The sequence below is a fragment of the Acidovorax sp. PRC11 genome (assembly GCF_031844105.1).
In the GTDB taxonomy this organism is placed as follows: Bacteria; Pseudomonadota; Gammaproteobacteria; order Burkholderiales; family Burkholderiaceae_C; genus Paracidovorax.
The window spans coordinates 139,194-156,537 of the sequence record NZ_JAUZUQ010000002.1 but is presented as its reverse complement, the minus strand read 5'-3'; the positions used below and the strand labels follow the sequence as shown (position 1 = coordinate 156,537).

Here is a 17,344-nt window from a genome sequence, read left to right as displayed (position 1 = left end):
CGCACTACACTGCCGCCCTTTTTCCCACGCGCGTCGCCCGCCGTGCCCACCCTTTTCCTTCCCCGCCCGCCATGCAAGACCTCAGCGTCAACGACTACCTCCGCCAGTACATCCGCACCGTGCCCGACTGGCCCGCGCCGGGCGTGCAGTTCCGCGACATCACCCCGCTGCTGCAGGACCCGAAGGTGTTCCGCGTGCTCATCGATGCCTTCGTGCACCGCTACATGGACCGGGCCCTGCGCCCCGACGTGGTGGCGGGCCTGGACGCGCGCGGCTTCATCCTGGGCGCCGTCGTGGCCTACGAACTCAACGTCGGGTTCGTGCCGATCCGCAAGAAGGGCAAACTGCCCTTCACCACGGTCGAGGAGACCTACGAGCTGGAGTACGGCAGCGCCACGGTCGAGCTGCATGCCGATGCCGTGAAGCCCGGCGACCGCGTGCTGCTGATCGACGACCTGATCGCCACGGGCGGCACCATGATGGCCGGCCGCAAACTGCTGGAGCGCCTGGGCGCCACGGTGACCGAGGGCGCCGCCATCGTCGACCTGCCCGAGCTGGGCGGCTCTGCTCGGCTGAAGGCGTCGGGGCTGCCGCTCTTCACGCTGGTGGATTTCGCGGGGCACTGAGAGCTCTGGCAAGACCGCCCGCGGCGCGGCACCGCAGGGCGTGCCGCGGGCTCGACGGTAGAATGACAATCATTCTCAAAACACAGGACCGGTGGCATGTTCCGCCGGCCTGGCCACGCTTTCCGCCCCCCGTCCTCCATGGCCATCGATCCCGCGCAGCCGCGCGCAGCGCCCGTCCGTCCGCCGGTCCCCACGCCTTCAGTTGCTCCGGGCCTTCCGCGCCGGGCGTTCGCGTGGCCCGGTCTGCGCGCCGTCCTCTTCCAGCTCCACTGGTTCATCGGCATCACGGCGGGAACAGTGCTCGTCGTCATCGGCCTGTCGGGCGCGCTGCTGGCGTTCCGTGAAGAGATCCTGGACCTGATCAACCCCGGCGTGCGGCAGGTCGCGCCGCAGGCCGGCCCGGCATTGACGCCGCCCCAGCTCGTGGAGGCGCTCGCGCGCAGCGACGCGGCCGGCCGCCGCATCAACACGGTCACCGTGCAGTCCGCACCGGGCGCGGCGCCGCGCATCGGCTTCGCGGCCCGGGCGGGCGAGCGCCGCGGCGAAGCCGTGTACCTGAATCCCTATACCGGCGCGGTGCAGCCGGCGCTGCGCGGCGACGATGCCTTTGAGTGGGTCGAGTCGCTGCACCGCTGGCTGCTGCTGCCGCGCGAGCCGGGCCGCATCGCCGCCGGCACGCTTGCCCTGTGCCTGCTGGGCCTGTCGCTGTCGGGGCTGGTCCTGCGCTGGCCCCGGAACCCGCTGCGCTGGCGCACCTGGCTGGCGTTCGACACGCGGCTCAAGGGCCGGCCCTTCCTCTGGAGCCTGCATGCCGTGGCCGGCACCTGGGCCCTGGTGGTGTACGTGGTGCTCACCGCCACCGGGCTCTACTGGTCCTTCGATGCCGTGCGCGATACGGTCGACGGCTGGGCCGGGCAACCGCGACCGGCGCGCACGGCGATGGCGCCCGGCGCCCGCGGCACGGCCACCCCTGCCGGTACCGCCAAGGCGGGCGCGGCGCCGGGCTCCGCCCCGGATCTCGCTCCGGCCTGGCAGGCGTTCGCCGGACGCGCGCCGGACTGGAAGACGGCCGTGCTGCGCCTGCCGCAGCGTGCGGACCAGCCGCTGCAGATCCTCTGGCTCGACCACGATGCGCCGCACGACCGCGCCCGCCACCGCATGCTGATCGACATGGCCGACGGCGCGATCACCACGGACGACCGCTACGGCCAGCGCAGTGCCGGCGCGCGCGCCCTCACCACCATCTACCCGCTGCACCTGGGCACGTACTTCGGGCTGCCCGGCCGCATCGCGGTCACCGCGGCCAGCCTGGCGCTGCCGCTGTTCGCGGTGACGGGCTGGATGCTGTACCTGGGCCGGAGGCGCCAGCGCCGCGCGGCCGATGCGGCACGGCATGCGGCGGAGGCCATCGCCCCGCACCTGGCGAACCCGGCGAACCCGGCGGATGCGCGCGCCGGTGAACGCACGCTGCTCGTGGCCTATGCCAGCCAGGCCGGAACGGCCGAGCGCCTCGCCCTGCAGACGGCCTCCGCGCTGCAGCGGGCGGGCCTGCCCGCCCAGGCGCGCCCGCTGCAGGATCTGGCGCCGCACGACCTGGCCGGCCATGCGCGCGTGCTGCTGGTGGCCAGCAGCTTCGGCGAGGGCGAGGCGCCCGATGCCGCGCGCCGCTTCATGCGCGCCCTGCAGCAGGGGCCGGCGGCCGGCACGGCACCGCTGGCGGCGGTGCGCCATGCGCTGCTGGCGCTGGGCGACCGGCACTACGCGCACTTCTGCGGATTCGGCCATGCGCTGGATGCAGAGCTGCGCCGCTGGGGCGCCGAGCCGCTGTTTCCGCTGATCGAGGTGGACGACGGCGATCCGGCCGCCCTGGCGCGCTGGCACGAGGCCCTGGCGGCGCTGGACGGCGTGCAGGCATGGCCCGTGGTGGTCGCGCCAACGGCAACGGAAGCCCCCGCCGCGCTCGCCTGCCATGAACCCTGGCGGCTGGAGGGACGGACCCTGCTGAACCCCGGCAGCCTGGGCGGCCCCCTGGTGGAAATCACGCTGCGCCCCGCCGGGCCGGAGGCCGCCACGACGGCCCGCTGGCAACCCGGCGCCCTGGTGGACATCGCGCCCCGGCAGCCGGCCGAAGCCGTGGCCGCGTGGCTGCAGGCCTGCGGACTCGACGGCCTGGCCCTGGTGCGGCACCCGGCCGGCCAGGCGCCGCTGGCCGACGTGCTGGCCCGCAGCGTGCTGCCGACCCTGCCGCTGCCGCCGGGCATCCGCCATCCGCAGGCCTGCGCCGACGCGCTCACGCCCCTGGCGCCGCGCACCTACTCCATCGCCTCGCTGCCCGAGGACGGCGCGCTGCAGCTGCTGGTGCGCCAGGAGCGCCATGCGCAGGGGCTGGGCATCGCTTCCGGCTGGCTCACGGCGCATGCGCCGCAGGGCAGCGTGCAGTGGCTGCGCTTCGTGGAGAACCCGCGCTTCGGCCCGGACGACACGGACGGGCGCCCCTGCCTCTTCATCGGCAACGGCTCCGGTCTGGCAGGCCTGCGTGCGCACCTGCGCGCCCGCGTCCGGGCCGGCCAGCGCAACAACTGGCTGCTGTTCGGCGAGCGCCAGCGGGCGGCCGACAGCCTCTGCGCCGCGGAAATCGGCGCCTGGCAGGCCCAGGGCTTCCTGCCGCGGCTCGATCGGGTGTTCTCGCGCGACCCGGGCGCTCCGCACCGCTACGTGCAGGATGCCCTGCGGGAGCACGCGATGGAACTGCGCGCCTGGCTGGACGACGGCGCCGTCGTGTTCGTCTGCGGCAGCGCCGAAGGCATGGCGGCCGGCGTGGACCGGGTGCTGGCGGATCTGCTGGGCGACGAAGGCGTCGAGGCCCTCATCGCCGACGGCCGCTACCGCCGCGACGTCTACTGAGCGCGGGCCGCAGGATCAGCGCAACTCGCCGTACTGCGTGTTGCTCAGGTCCGGCGAGGAGGCGCGGTCGCGGCCGGACGTTTCCTCGTCGTCGTAGCCCGTGCCGTGGGCGGGCAGCAGCGGGCCCGAGCGCACCTGCGTGCCGGGAGCGATCGCCGCATGGCCCAGCGCGCGGCGGAACGCCGCGACCTCGTCGGCCTCGATCGGCTCGAAGCCCCGCCCGGGCGCGCCTGCAGGTGCGGATGCGGCCACAGCCGGTACCGGTGCCGGTATCGCGGGGGCACTGCGCGGGGAGCGCGGCGCAGGTTCCGGCGCTGCCGCGCGTGCCGGGTTCGGCGGCAGCAGCGGTGCCTGCGCGGGCGCGGGGGCAGCGTGCCCCTGGGTCGGCGCACGCGCCGGTTGCTGCTGCGGCGGATGCACGGGGCCGTGCGCCGCTGCGGCGTGCGGCACTGCGGCCGCGGGATGCGGTGCCGTGCGCCCCGGCACGCCGACCGCCACATGGTCGCTGATGCGCCAGTAGACGGCCGTGACCAGGATGTCGAAGCGCGTCTTCGCGGTCTGCGCGATGAGCGCCTCGATCTCGCTCAGGCGCATCGTCTCGCCGCCGTACTCGCGCGCGAGATCGATCATCACCAGGAACTGGCGGCCGCGCTGGTCCAGCGACAGCACCTTGAACTTGTAGCCGGCCGACAGCACGCTCGCGCGCACCATCGCGTCGCGCACCACGGTGTAGAGCAGTTCACGCCGCTCCATGCGCTCGTTCTTGCGGTTGGCGGCATGCTCCACCGGCGCGGGCGGGGCTGCGGGCCGCCCGCCGCGGCCCATCAGCGGGACGGTGGCGTCCGCATCCAGCAGGCCCGTCGGCTCCGCCGCAGGGTGCGGACGGGACGGTGTCTTCTTGCGGGAGAACCAGCTGAACAGCGACATGCGGGGGCCTTCTTGCGATGGTGCGGGCGAATGCCGATCAGTGTAGCCGTGGCTTTCCGCGCTGCCCCCCTCGCGCCCCCGCAGGCCTGCGCAGCCCTGCTTACTGTCGAGCCGGTGTCAGGTTGCCGCAACACGCCGCCGGCGGTTGCCCAGGCGGCGCGCCAGCACCGACCCCGCCGCCATGGACAGCGCCAGCGCCACCGCCGGCTGGCGGTTCGACAGCTCCGAGAACCGCAGCGCCGTCAGCGTCCAGAGCCGGGACGGCGCGCCCGCCTGCACCGTGGCGCTGCGGGGACGGTGCGAGAAGAACGCGCCTTCGCCCACCACCGATCCCGCGCCGACGATGGCGAGCCGCAGCCGGCCCTTCTCGTCTTCGTAGTGCACGCTGCAGCTGCCGCTCTCGATGAAGTAGAGCGTGCGGTCCTGCACGCCCTGGGTGAACAGCGTGTGGCCCGCATCCACCTGCATGGGCAGCAGGTAGCCCGCCAGCAGCTCCCATTGTTCGGGCGTGAACGGGTTCAGCAGGCCGTCTTCCGCCACGGACTGGGACACGGCCTGCACAAGGCCGCCGAGATCCACCCGGGCGGCGGACGAGGACGTGGGGGTGACGGGCAGCACGGCATTCATGGTGGCGGCACGGTAGCCGCGCTGGGCGGTACGCACAAGGCGGCCTTACGTTTTTTACAACCGCGGCCCGCCTGCCGGAATGCCACCGCCCCACCACTGGCGCGGCCGCTACTTTCCGATGCAGAAGCTCGAGAAGATCACGCCCAGCAGGTCGTCGGACGTGAATTCGCCCGTGATGGCGTTCAGCGCCTGCTGCGCGAGGCGCAGCTCCTCGGCCAGCAGGTCCAGCGCGGGCCCTTCGGCCGCCAGCTGCGCGGCCGCCTCCATCAGGTGCGCATCCACCGCCTGCAGCGCCTCGACGTGGCGTGCGCGGGCCGTGTAGATGCCTTCGGCGGCGGATTGCCAGCCGGCGATGTCCAGCAGCACGCGGCGCAGGGCGTCCAGCCCCTCGCCGGTGCGCGCGGACAGGCGCACGGCGGTGCCGGCATGCGCGGCGGGCGACGTCCCCGGCATTGCTGCGGCCCCGCCGTTCTCGCCACCGCCTGCATCCATGGCCACGGCACGGTCGCTCTTGTTCCACACGTCGATGACCGGCACCGCCTCCGGCACCTTGTGCGCGAGCCGTTCCGCGATCGCCGCGTCGGCCGCGTCGTGGCCAGGCTCGCCCGCGCGCGTGAGATCGTGCAGGAACAGCACCGCATCGGCCGCCGCGATCTCCTGCCAGGCGCGCTCGATGCCGATGCGCTCGACCTCGTCGTCGCTCTCGCGCAGGCCCGCCGTGTCGATCACGTGCAGTGGCACGCCCTCGATCTGGATGGTCTGCTGCACCTTGTCGCGCGTGGTGCCGGCGATCGGCGTGACGATGGCCAGCTCCGCGCCCGCCAGCGCGTTCAGCAGCGAACTCTTGCCCGCGTTGGGCTGGCCCGCGATCACCACCTTGATGCCCTCGCGCAGCAGCGCGCCCTGGCGCGTGCGGCCCATCACCTCCGCCAGCGTGCGCTGCAGCGCCGCCAGCTGGCCATGGGCATCGGCCTTGCGCAGAAAGTCGATCTCTTCTTCGGGGAAGTCGAGCGTGGCCTCCACCAGCATGCGCAGGTGCACCAGCGCGTCGCGCAGGCGGTGGATCTCGTCGGAGAACGCGCCCGCCAGCGAGCGGCTGGCGCTGCGCGCCGCGGCCTCGGTGCTGGCGTCGATCAGATCGGCGATCGCCTCGGCCTGCGCGAGATCGATCTTGTCGTTCAGGAAGGCGCGCTCGGTGAACTCGCCGGGCCGCGCCAGCCGCAGGCCGGACAGGCGCGGCCGGCCGGTGGCCGCCTGCGCCTCGGCGGCGGCCTGCAGGCAGCGGGCCAGCAGCAATTGCAGCACCACGGGCCCGCCGTGCGCCTGCAGCTCCAGCACGTCCTCGCCGGTGTAGCTGTGCGGCGCGGGGAAGTAGAGCGCCAGTCCCTGGTCGATGGCCTGGCCCGCGGCATCGCGGAACGGCAGGTAGGTGGCCTCGCGCGGGCGCAGCGCGCGCCCGCAGAGCGCCTCCACCAGCGGGCCGAGGCCCCGGCCCGACACGCGCACGATGCCCACGGCGCCCCGCCCCGGTGCGGTGGCGATGGCGGCGATGGGATCGGTGTGGCGGGGCAGCATGGGCGAAACGGCCGCGGCGGCGGCATGGGATGAGAGGGAAGGCGCGCATGATAAGCGCGCCTTCCCGCGGCCCGCCGGCCCGGCTTACTTGATGGTGGTCCAGGTCGGCATCGGGCGGTCGTCCGCGCGGTGCTGCGTCTCCACGCCCTTGCGCATCGCCCAGGGGCGGATCTGGTGGTGCATCGGCAGGTAGTAGTACTCGTCCTTGACCAGCTTCAGGGCATCGGCGATCAGCGCATCGCGCTTGGCCGCGTCCATCTCCACCTTGATCTGGCCGATCATGCCGTCGAGCTTGGCGTCGCTGAAGCGGCCGCCGTTGTAGACGCCCGCGGCCGTCTTGCCGTCCTTGGTGGACATCAGCGAGTCGAGCGAATAGAGCGCGTCGAACGTGGCCACGCCCCAGCCGAACAGATAGGCATTCACGTCGCTGTTCATCACGCGGGTGACGAACTGCGACATCGGCGCCGTCTGCAGCGTGGTCTTCACGCCGATGCGCGTCCACATGGCCGTCACGGCCTGGCAGATCGCCTCGTCGTTCACGTAGCGGTCGTTCGGGCAGTCGAGCTTGATCGAGAAGCCGTTGGGGTAGCCGGCATCGGACAGCAGCTTCTTCGCGGCCTCGACGTCGTACTTGGCGGCGCGCTCGTCCAGGCTCTTGCTCCAGCCGTTCACCATCGGCGCCACCATGGTCCCGGCGGGCACCGACAGGTTGCGCATCGTGCGGCTGTGGATGCCGGCCGAGTCGATCGCCTGGTAGAGCGCTTGGCGCACGCGCTTGTCCTTGAGCGGGTTCTTGCCGGGCGTGCCGGCGCCGGGCAGCTCGTCGCGGAACTGGTCCAGGCCCAGGTAGATGGTGCGGTTCTCGGCGCCTTCGATCAGCTTGATGTCGGGGCTGGCCTTCATGCGCGCCAGATCCTGCAGCGGCGGATCGACGACGAAATCGACCTGGCCGGAGATGAGCGCGGCCGAACGCGTGGAGGCCGACTTGATCGGCGTGAACACGACCTCGTCGATGTTGCCGGTGGGCTTGTCCCACCAGGCATCGTTCTTCGTCATCGTGACCTTCACGTCGGGCTGCCAGCCGACCATGATGAAGGGCCCGGTGCCGTTGGCATTGCGCGAGGCGAAGTTCTCTTCCTTGCCCGCATAGTCCTGCGCCTTGGTCGAGTTGTTCTTCTCGGCCCAGGCCTTGTTCATGATGCGCGCCTCGGTCAGCTCGCGCAGCAGCACCGGGTTGGGGCCCTTGAGGATCAGGTCCACGGTGAAGTCGTCCACCTTCTTGACCTCCTTCACGCTCTGCACGGACGAGATCATGTTCGACGGCGGCGTCATCACGCGGGTGATGGAGAAGACCACGTCATCGGCGGTGAACGGCGCGCCGTCGTGGAATTTGACGCCTTTGCGCAGTTCGAAGCGCACCTGCGTGGGCGAGATCTGCGTCCACTTGGTGGCCAGCGCCGGCTGGATCTGGTAGTTCTTGTCGTAGCGCACCAGGCTCTCGTACACCTGCTGCAGGAACGCGTGCGTGGTCTGGTGGTTCTGCGCGTGCGGGTCCACCGTCAGGATGTCGTTCGCGCCGGCCCAGCGCAGGGTGGCCGCGCTGGCGGAACCGGTGGCCATGAACACGGCGACAGCCACCACGCCCAGGGAAAATTTCAAACGCTGCTTCATCGGCCAAGCCTCCAGGGAAAAAGGGTTCAGTCAGGAACCGGAGAGCCTAGCAATGAACGTACCGAAAAAACAGCGGCCGCCCGAGGGCGGCCGTTGGGGATTGCCCGGATGGCGCGCCGCGCGGGCGGCGCACCATCCTGGAGCAGGGTCGTGGCACACGGGCCAGCGAAGCGGTTCTGGCTAGGCGCCGCATCGCAGGCAGTACAAGCCGTACGACAAGATGCGGCAACGACGCCAGAAGGCCCGTGTCAGCGGAACTTCGGCAGATTGAACTGGGGCGGAACGCCCATCCGCTTATTGATGATCCACTGCTGAGCGATCGACAGGATGTTGTTCGTCAGCCAGTACAGCACCAGGCCGGCCGGGAAGAAGAAGAACATCACGCTGAAGATCAGCGGCATGAACCACATCATCTTGGCCTGCATCGGGTCCGGCGGCGCGGGGTTGAGCGCGGTCTGCAGCAGCGAGCTGGCCGTCATCAGCAGGGGCAGGATGAAGAACGGGTCGGGCGAAGAGAGATCGCGGATCCAGCCGATCCAGGGCGCGTTGCGCATCTCCACGCTCGACAGCAGCACCCAGTAGAGCGCGATGAACACCGGGATCTGGATCATGATGGGGAAGCAGCCGCCCATCGGGTTGACCTTCTCCTCGCGGTAGATGCGCATCATCTCCTGCTGCATCTGCTGCGGCTTGTCCTTCAGGCGCTCGCGCATCTCCATGATCTTGGGGTTGATGGCCTTCATCTTGGCCATCGAGGCATATGCCTTGGCGTTGAGCCAGTAGAACGCGATCTTGAGCAGCAGCACCAGCGCCACGATCGACCAGCCCCAGTTGCTCAGGATCTTGTGCAGCTGGTCGAGCAGCCAGTAGAGCGGCTTGGACAGGATGGTCAGCCAGCCGTAGTCCTTCACCAGCTCCAGGCCGGGCGTCAGCTTCTCCATCATGGTCTCGATCTGCGGGCCCGCGAACAGGCGCGAATCCAGCGCCTTCGTCTGGCCGGGAGCGATCTCGCCGAGCGAGGTGATCATGCCCACCGCATAGAGGTTGGTGTCCACCTTGCGCACGAACATCTCGCGCTGGATGCCGTCGGCCAGCAGCCAGGCCGTGGCGAAATAGTGCTGCACCATGGCCACGTAGCCGTTGGGCGACGACTTGTCGATCTCGGCCTTGCCGCTTTCGATGTCCTTGAAGTCGACCTTGTGGTACTTCTTGGCCTCGGTATAGACCGCCGGGCCGGTGAAGGTGGAGTAGAACGACGACTCTCCGGGCGGCTTGTTGCCGTCGCGCACGAGCTGCATGTAGAGCTGGGGCGACACCGGGGCGGTGCCGGTGTTCACCACTTCGTGCTTCACGGCGATGTCGTAGGCACCGCGCTTGAGCGTCCAGGTCTTGACCAGCTTCACGCCGCCGAGGTCGGGCGACTCGAAGCGGATGCTGATGTCGTTCTGGCCGTCCTGCAGCGTGCGGTTGCCCGGCACCACGGTCATCGGCGTCTTGTGCGTGGGATAGTTCGCGCCGCCGATCAGGCCCGTCTGCGCCACGTAGACGCGCTGCGTGCTGTCGTCCAGCAGCGTGAACGGGCGCGACTTGTCGGCCATGTCGGGGTAGCCCAGCAGGTCGCCGTGCGTGACCGTGCCGCCTTCGCTGTCGAAGGTGACGCGCAGCACGTCGGTGGTGACGGTGACGCGCTCGCGCGGGGCGTTGCTGGTACCCACGGGCGTGGGCACCGCGGCACCTGGCAGCGGTTGCGCACCGGCCGTGGGCGCGGCGCTCGGCGCGGGCACGCTGCCCGGGGCGCTTGCGCCGCCGGCGGCGGCAGGCGCCGTGGCCACCGGCTCGGGCGACGGGAAGAACGTGGCCTTGTGGCCGTTGTGCACTTGCCACTTGTCCCACAGCAGAACCATGGAAAAGCCAAATATCACCCACAGGATGGTACGGCGAATGTCGTTCATGAAGACTTCTTTGGAGAGGAAGGGGTGGGGGTCCCGGCCACGGAGGAGGCCTCCGGAGGCCGGGATGTCAGCCGCGAAAACATCCGCATCGCGCGCGGCGCTTCGGCGGGCACGGGATCGTGGCCGCCGTCGCACCAGGGATGGCAGCGGGCGATCCGCCGCACGGTGAGGTAGCTGCCGGCCGCGGCACCGTGCCGCTCCAGCGCCTGCAGCGCATAGGCGGAGCAGGTGGGCTCGAAACGGCAGGATGCCCCGAGCCAGGGGCTCAGGAAGAAACGGTAGCCGCGCACCAGCGCCATGAGCAGCGCGCGCATCACGGACGGGCCGCTTCCGCGAGGGGCAGCGCTGCAGCGGACGCGTCGGCCCCTGCAGCGGCCTTCGCCGCCGGGGGCTTGTGGCCGCCGGGCCGGCGCACGGCCTGCGCGAAGAGCTGCAGCAGCTCGGCACGCACGGCCTGCCGGAGCGCGTCGGAGGTGGCGCTCGGGAACTGCTTGCGATCGAACCCGGCGCGCAGGCGCACCACGTGGGCGGCCGTGCCGAGCTCCGCGGCGAAGCCGGGGGCCACCGCGTAGATCTGCCGCTTGATGGTGTTGCGCGTCACCGCGCGGCGCGCCCAGCGCTTGGGCACCATCGCGCCCAGCCAGGGCTCGCCGGCACCGTCGCCGGAGCCGGGAACGCCGAAAAGGGCCTGCGGGCCCTGCCGTGGAGGCAGGGCGCCGGGCCCCGGAGATCGGGTGTCGGGCGTGATGGCGGTGGCAGCAGGGCTGGCGGACGCACCCGCGCCGAGGCGCAGGCGGTGCAGCGCGAAGTGCGCCGTCCGGGAAACGGTTCCCCCGGCCATGGCGGCCTGGAACTGCGGGCGGGTCTTGAGCCGATGCATGGAACCACCACTCCCGGAGGACCGGGCCGGACACCGCGGCGGCCTCATACGGAACCGCGACCGGCAAGCAAGGGCCAGCCGTCTGCGATCCACGGGCGGTGCCGTGGCGCGGCCGGATGGCAGGGCGTCGCAATGCAGCGCGCCCTCCGGTCGGGGAGCCGTATCAGACGGCCAGGCGCTTGCGGCCCTTGGCGCGGCGTGCGTTGATGACGGCACGGCCGCCGCGCGTCTTCATGCGCACGAGGAAACCGTGGGTGCGCGCACGGCGCGTCTTGGAAGGCTGGTAGGTACGTTTCATGATCGATCCTCGAAGGTTCTTGGGGTTTGGCAGGCACGGCTGCGATCGGCCGTGCCCGTTGCGCGGACCACCGAAGGACCGCGCGAGCCGCACGCGCCGCCCGGCCATGCCAGCATGGCCAGGAAGCCGCCCGGGCTTCATCGCCCTGAACGCATTCAGGGAAACCGGCGATTATCACAGGCTTCCTGCCAGGTGGCAATGCTCAGGCACTGCGGCGGGGTTATAGCAGACCCCGGCGGGCCCTGCCCAGCTTGTGGATAACCCCTTGAAAAGCTACAATCCCAGGCCCTGATCCGTTCCTCCTATCCACAACAAAAAACCGCCTTCATGACCGAGGAACCCTCCCGCAGCCCCGACCTCGACACCGGCGCCGATCCCGGCCAGGGGCTCTGGCAGGCCTGCGCAGAACAGCTCGCACAAGACCTGCCCGAGCAGCAGTTCAACACCTGGATCAAGCCGCTCGTCGCCCAGGTCGCTCCCGATTTCTCCAAGGTCACCCTGCTGGTGGCCAACCGCTTCAAGCTCGACTGGATCCGCGCCCAGTACGCCGGCCGCATCACCGCCCTGCTGGAGGGCCTGTACGGCCAGCCGGTCACGCTGGAGTTAGCGCTCGCTCAGCGGGAAACCGTGGCCCGCACGGTGGTCCGCCCCGCCGCACCCCAACCGGCCGCCCCATCCGAGACCCCCATCGGCGCCACCCCGTCGGACGAGCCCACGGCCGTGCCGTTCCGCTCGCGCCTCAACCCGGCGCTCACGTTCGAGACCCTGGTGGAGGGTACGGCCAACCGCATGGCGCGCTCGGCCGCGATGCACGTCGCGGGCTCGCCCGGGCACCTCTACAACCCGCTCTTCATCTACGGCGGCGTGGGCCTGGGCAAGACCCACCTGGTGCACGCGGTGGGCAACCGCCTGCTGCAGGACAAGCCCGACGCGAAAGTTCTCTACATCCATGCCGAGCAGTTCGTCTCGGATGTGGTTAAGGCCTACCAGCGCCGCACCTTCGACGAGTTCAAGGCGCACTACCACTCGCTCGATCTGCTGCTGATCGACGACGTGCAGTTCTTCGCCAACAAGGACCGCACGCAGGAGGAGTTCTTCAACGCCTTCGAGGCGCTGCTGGCCAAGAAGAGCCACATCGTGATGACCTCGGACACGTACCCGAAGGGCCTCGCGAACATCCACGAGCGGCTCGTCTCGCGTTTCGACTCCGGCCTCACCGTCACCATCGAGCCGCCCGAGCTGGAAATGCGCGTGGCCATCCTGATCAACAAGGCCCGCGCCGAAAGCGCCGAGATGCCCGAGGAAGTCGCCTTCTTCGTGGCCAAGAACGTGCGCTCCAACGTGCGCGAGCTCGAAGGCGCGCTGCGCAAGATCCTGGCCTATTCGCGCTTCAACCAGAAGGAAGTCTCCATCCAGCTCGCCCGCGAGGCGCTGCGCGATCTGCTGTCGATCCAGAACCGGCAGATCAGCGTGGAGAACATCCAGAAGACCGTCGCCGATTACTACAAGATCAAGGTGGCGGACATGTACAGCAAGAAGCGCCCGGCCTCCATCGCCCGGCCGCGCCAGATCGCCATGTACCTCGCCAAGGAACTCACGCAGAAGAGCCTGCCCGAGATCGGCGAGCTGTTCGGCGGGCGCGACCACACGACGGTGCTGCACGCGGTGCGCAAGATCGCGGCCGAGCGCCAGCAGCTCACGGAACTGAACCAGCAGCTGCACGTGCTGGAGCAGACGCTCAAGGGCTGACGCGGCCCGCCACCACAAGACCACGGTGACACCCGCCCGCGCCCAGGAAACGACCCGGTTCCCGGGCAAAATGCCAGGTTGGCCGGGGAAGGCCCGCGCAGGCCGTTTCCCCGCGGCCGCCGGGCGGCCCGGCACCGTCGCACAAATCACTAGGGGTTGAAGACATGATCGTCCTGAAGGCAACACAAGACAAGGTTCTCGCGGTACTGCAATCGGTCGCCGGCATCGTCGAGCGCCGCCACACGCTGCCCATCCTGGCCAACGTGCTGATCCGCAAGACGGGCAACGCGCTGCAGCTCACCACGAGCGATCTGGAGATCCAGATCCGCACCACCGCCGAACTCGGCGGCGACACGGGCGACTTCACCACCACGGTGGGCGCGCGCAAGCTGATCGACATCCTCAAGACCATGCCCGCCGACCAGACGGTGAGCCTGGAATCGCAGCAGTCCAAGCTGGTGCTCAAGGGCGGCAAGAGCCGCTTCACGCTGCAGTCGCTGCCGGCCGAGGACTTCCCGCTGGTGCAGGAATCCGCCGCCTTCGGCCCCGCGTTCAGCGTGCCGCAGAAGGTGCTCAAGGACCTGCTCGGCCAGGTCTCGTTCGCCATGGCGGTGCAGGACATCCGCTACTACCTGAACGGCATCCTGTTCGTGGCCGAGGGCAACACGCTGAGCCTGGTCGCCACCGACGGCCACCGCCTCGCCTTCGCGAGCGCCACGCTGGACGTGGAAGTGCCCAAGCAGGAAGTCATCCTGCCGCGCAAGACCGTGCTGGAGCTGCAGCGCCTGCTGTCGGACGCCGGCGGCGAGAACCAGCCCCACATCGAGATGCAGTTCGCCAACAACCAGGCGAAATTCACCTTCGGCGGCATGGAGTTCGTCACGAAGCTGGTCGAGGGCAAGTTCCCCGACTACAACCGCGTGATCCCCAAGGGCCACAAGAACAGCGTCACCCTGGGCCGCGCGCCGCTGCTGGCCAGCCTGCAGCGCACCGCCATCATGACCAGCGACAAGTTCAAGGGCGTGCGCCTGAACATCGAACCCGGCACCCTGCGCGTGGCGTCCAACAACGCCGAGCAGGAAGAGGCCGTCGACGAGCTCGACATCGACTACGGCGGCGACACCATCGAGATCGGCTTCAACGTCACCTACCTCATCGACGCGCTCGCGAACATGGGCCAGGACATGGTGCGCGTGGACCTCTCCGACGGCAACAGCTCCGCGCTGATGACCATCCCCGACAACGAGAGCTTCAAGTACGTCGTGATGCCGATGCGCATCTGACGCGCCGCCCCCTGATCTCTTTTGACCCCATCGGACGCCGCACCGCGGCGTCACCGGACCCGAGGCTACCCATCCATGACCGCTGAGAACCAATTGCCCGAGCCCTCCGAGAACGTCGCGGGCGACGCGCAGCCCACGCACAAGATCGACACCCGGCAGGCCGGCGCCAGCGAAGGGTACGGCGAAGGCGCGATCCAGATCCTGGAAGGCCTGGAGGCCGTGCGCAAGCGCCCCGGGATGTACATCGGCGACACGTCGGACGGCACGGGCCTGCACCACCTCGTCTTCGAAGTGGTGGACAACTCCATCGACGAGGCGCTGGCCGGCCACTGCGACGACATCGTCGTCACCATCCACTCCGACAACTCGATCAGCGTCACCGACAACGGCCGCGGCATTCCCACCGGCGTGAAGATGGACGACAAGCACGAGCCCAAGCGCTCCGCCGCCGAGATCGCGCTCACCGAACTGCACGCGGGCGGCAAGTTCAACCAGAACAGCTACAAGGTCTCGGGCGGCCTGCACGGCGTGGGCGTGAGCTGCGTGAACGCGCTCAGCAAGATGCTGCGCCTGACGGTGCGCCGCGACGGCAAGGTGCACGTGCTGGAATTCAGCCAGGGCTTCGTGCAGAACCGCCTCCTGGAGACGGTGAACGGCGTCGAAATCTCGCCCATGCGCGTGACCGGCGAGACCGACAAGCGCGGCACGGAAGTGCACTTCCTGCCCGACACCGAGATCTTCAAGGAGAACAACGACTTCCACTACGAGATTCTCGCCAAGCGACTGCGCGAGCTCTCGTTCCTGAACAACGGCGTGCGCATCCGCTTGAAGGACGAGCGCACGGGCAAGGAAGACGACTTCTCCGGCGCCGGCGGCGTCAAGGGCTTCGTCGACTTCATCAACGCCAGCAAGAAGGTGCTGCACCCCACCGCCTTCCACGCCACGGGCAGCCGCCCGGCAGAAACCTACGGCGGCATTCCCGGCACCGAGATCGGCGTCGAAGTGGCCATGCAGTGGAACGACGGCTACAGCGAGCAGGTGCTCTGCTTCACCAACAACATCCCGCAGCGCGACGGCGGCACCCACCTGACCGGCCTGCGCGCCGCCATGACGCGCGTGATCGGCAAGTACATCGAGCAGCAGGAGCTGGCCAAGAAGGCCAAGGTCGAGGTGAGCGGCGACGACATGCGCGAAGGCCTGTGCTGTGTGCTGTCCGTGAAGGTGCCCGAGCCCAAGTTCAGCAGCCAGACCAAGGACAAGCTCGTCTCCAGCGAAGTGCGCGCGCCCGTGGAGGACATCGTCGCCAAGACGCTGACCGACTACCTGGAAGAGCGCCCCAACGACGCGAAGATCCTCTGCGGCAAGATCATCGAGGCCGCCCGCGCACGCGAGGCCGCCCGCAAGGCCCGCGAGATGACGCGCCGCAAGGGCGTGCTCGACGGCATGGGCCTGCCCGGCAAGCTCGCCGATTGCCAGGAGAAAGACCCGGCGCTGTGCGAGATCTACATCGTCGAGGGCGACTCCGCCGGCGGCTCCGCCAAGCAGGGCCGCGACCGGAAGTTCCAGGCCATCCTGCCGCTGCGCGGCAAGATCCTGAACGTGGAGAAGGCGCGCTACGAGAAACTGCTCACCTCCAACGAAATCCTGACGCTCATCACCGCCCTGGGCACCGGCATCGGCAAGGCGAGTGTCGACGGCACCGGCTCCGGCAAGAGCGGCGCGGACGATTTCAACGTCGACAAGCTGCGCTACCACCGCATCATCATCATGACCGATGCCGACGTGGACGGCGCGCACATCCGCACCCTGCTGCTGACCTTCTTCTACCGCCAGATGCCCGAGCTGGTCGAGCGCGGCCACATCTACATCGCCCAGCCGCCGCTCTACAAGGTGAAGAACGGCAAGGAAGAGCTTTACCTGAAGGACGGCCCCGCGCTCGACACCTTCCTGCTGCGCGTGGCCCTGCGCGACGCCAGCGTGACCACCGGCGGCGAACAGGCCCGCACGCTCGAGGGTGAAACCCTCGGCACGCTGGCGCAGAAGCACCAGGTGGCCGAGGCCGTCATCGAACGCCTCTCCGCCTTCATGGACCGCGAGGCCCTGCGCGCGATCGCCGACGGCGTCGCGCTCAACCTCGACACCGTGGAAGACGCCGAAGCCAGCGCCGTCGCCCTGCAGGCCAAGCTGCGCGAACTCACCACCACCGGCGTGCCCGCCGAAGTGGCCGGCGAATTCGACGCCCGCACCGACAAGCCCATCCTGCGCATCAGCCGCCGCCACCACGGCAACATCAAGAGCAGCATCATCACGCAGGACTTCGTGCACGGCGCCGACTACGCCGCCCTGGCCGAAGCCGCCCACACCTTCCGCGGCCTGCTCGGCGAAGGCGCCAAGGTGCTGCGCGGCGAAGGCGAACGCCAGCGCGAAGAGAAAGTGGGCGACTTCCGCCAGGCCATGGCCTGGCTCATCAAGGAAGCCGAACGCACCACCAGCCGCCAGCGCTACAAGGGCCTGGGCGAGATGAACCCCGAACAGCTGTGGGAAACGACGATGGACCCCGAAGTGCGCCGCCTGCTGCGCGTGCAGATCGAGGACGCGATCGAGGCGGACCGGGTGTTCACGATGCTGATGGGGGATGAGGTGGAGCCGCGGCGGGACTTTATTGAGACGAATGCGTTGAGGGCGGGGAATATTGATGTGTGAGGGCAGGGAACGGGCATCGGCTCAAGCTCGCGCCCGCCCTTCATACGCGGCCATCAGCGCGGTTTGACCTTCTCAAAATCCCTCATCGAAGTCAGCGACATCTCCAGATTTCCCGTGCCCCAGTAGCCGATGTGTGACATCTCTGGCGT

General features: G+C 69.6%; 13 protein-coding genes. 5 read left to right on the top strand and 8 right to left on the bottom strand.

Annotation, left to right across the window (positions count from 1 at the left end; all coding sequences use genetic code 11):
• The first annotated feature begins 71 nt into the window (after window positions 1-71).
• The gene (locus tag Q9R47_RS02800) at window positions 72-626 is read left to right on the top strand and encodes an adenine phosphoribosyltransferase (protein ID WP_311231681.1); all 555 of its coding nucleotides are present in this window, start codon (window positions 72-74) and stop codon (window positions 624-626) included.
• Between the two features lie 138 nt (window positions 627-764).
• Window positions 765-3,530: a sulfite reductase flavoprotein subunit alpha gene (locus Q9R47_RS02795; RefSeq protein ID WP_311231680.1), complete on the top strand. Its 2,766-nt coding sequence runs from the start codon at window positions 765-767 to the stop codon at window positions 3,528-3,530.
• Between the two features lie 15 nt (window positions 3,531-3,545).
• On the opposite strand, the gene Q9R47_RS02790 is transcribed toward Q9R47_RS02795, so the two are convergent.
• From Q9R47_RS02790 to rpmH, 8 genes are all read right to left on the bottom strand, one after another.
• Window positions 3,546-4,457, bottom strand: a complete 912-nt coding sequence (locus tag Q9R47_RS02790) for a hypothetical protein (RefSeq protein ID WP_311231679.1) — start codon at window positions 4,455-4,457, stop codon at window positions 3,546-3,548.
• A gap of 117 nt (window positions 4,458-4,574) precedes the next feature.
• Entirely contained in the window at window positions 4,575-5,084 is a 510-nt protein-coding gene (locus tag Q9R47_RS02785) for a cyclic nucleotide-binding domain-containing protein (protein WP_311231899.1), read from the bottom strand.
• 108 nt (window positions 5,085-5,192) lie between these two features.
• The gene (mnmE, locus tag Q9R47_RS02780; RefSeq protein WP_311231678.1) at window positions 5,193-6,659 is read right to left on the bottom strand and encodes a tRNA uridine-5-carboxymethylaminomethyl(34) synthesis GTPase MnmE; all 1,467 of its coding nucleotides are present in this window, start codon (window positions 6,657-6,659) and stop codon (window positions 5,193-5,195) included.
• 84 nt (window positions 6,660-6,743) lie between these two features.
• Window positions 6,744-8,330, bottom strand: coding sequence for an ABC transporter substrate-binding protein (locus Q9R47_RS02775; RefSeq protein WP_311231677.1), 1,587 nt, complete (start codon window positions 8,328-8,330; stop codon window positions 6,744-6,746).
• A 248-nt stretch (window positions 8,331-8,578) separates the two neighbouring features.
• The gene (gene yidC / locus Q9R47_RS02770; RefSeq protein WP_311231676.1) at window positions 8,579-10,282 is read right to left on the bottom strand and encodes a membrane protein insertase YidC; all 1,704 of its coding nucleotides are present in this window, start codon (window positions 10,280-10,282) and stop codon (window positions 8,579-8,581) included.
• Window positions 10,279-10,599 carry a membrane protein insertion efficiency factor YidD gene (gene yidD / locus Q9R47_RS02765; RefSeq protein WP_311231675.1) on the bottom strand — a complete coding sequence of 107 codons (321 nt, stop codon included), beginning with the start codon at window positions 10,597-10,599 and terminating at the stop codon, window positions 10,279-10,281. The genes yidC and yidD overlap by 4 nt, the downstream gene beginning before the upstream one ends.
• The gene (locus Q9R47_RS02760; protein ID WP_160012677.1) at window positions 10,596-11,162 is read right to left on the bottom strand and encodes a ribonuclease P protein component; all 567 of its coding nucleotides are present in this window, start codon (window positions 11,160-11,162) and stop codon (window positions 10,596-10,598) included. The genes yidD and Q9R47_RS02760 overlap by 4 nt, the downstream gene beginning before the upstream one ends.
• Window positions 11,163-11,325: 163 nt before the next feature.
• Complete coding sequence (rpmH, locus tag Q9R47_RS02755) at window positions 11,326-11,460, bottom strand: 50S ribosomal protein L34 (RefSeq protein ID WP_005798102.1); 135 nt, start codon at window positions 11,458-11,460, stop codon at window positions 11,326-11,328.
• Window positions 11,461-11,787: 327 nt separating this feature from the next.
• Here rpmH and dnaA point away from each other — a divergent pair, with 327 nt between their 5' ends.
• The 3 genes from dnaA to gyrB all read left to right on the top strand — a co-directional run bounded on the left by dnaA (window position 11,788) and on the right by gyrB (window position 17,195).
• Entirely contained in the window at window positions 11,788-13,209 is a 1,422-nt protein-coding gene (dnaA, locus tag Q9R47_RS02750; protein ID WP_311231674.1) for a chromosomal replication initiator protein DnaA, read from the top strand.
• Between the two features lie 164 nt (window positions 13,210-13,373).
• A complete protein-coding gene (dnaN, locus tag Q9R47_RS02745; protein ID WP_107171173.1) occupies window positions 13,374-14,492 on the top strand; it encodes a DNA polymerase III subunit beta in 1,119 nt (372 codons plus the stop codon).
• 75 nt (window positions 14,493-14,567) lie between these two features.
• Window positions 14,568-17,195 carry a DNA topoisomerase (ATP-hydrolyzing) subunit B gene (gene gyrB, locus Q9R47_RS02740; protein ID WP_311231673.1) on the top strand — a complete coding sequence of 876 codons (2,628 nt, stop codon included), beginning with the start codon at window positions 14,568-14,570 and terminating at the stop codon, window positions 17,193-17,195.
• The last annotated feature ends 149 nt before the right edge of the window (window positions 17,196-17,344 follow it).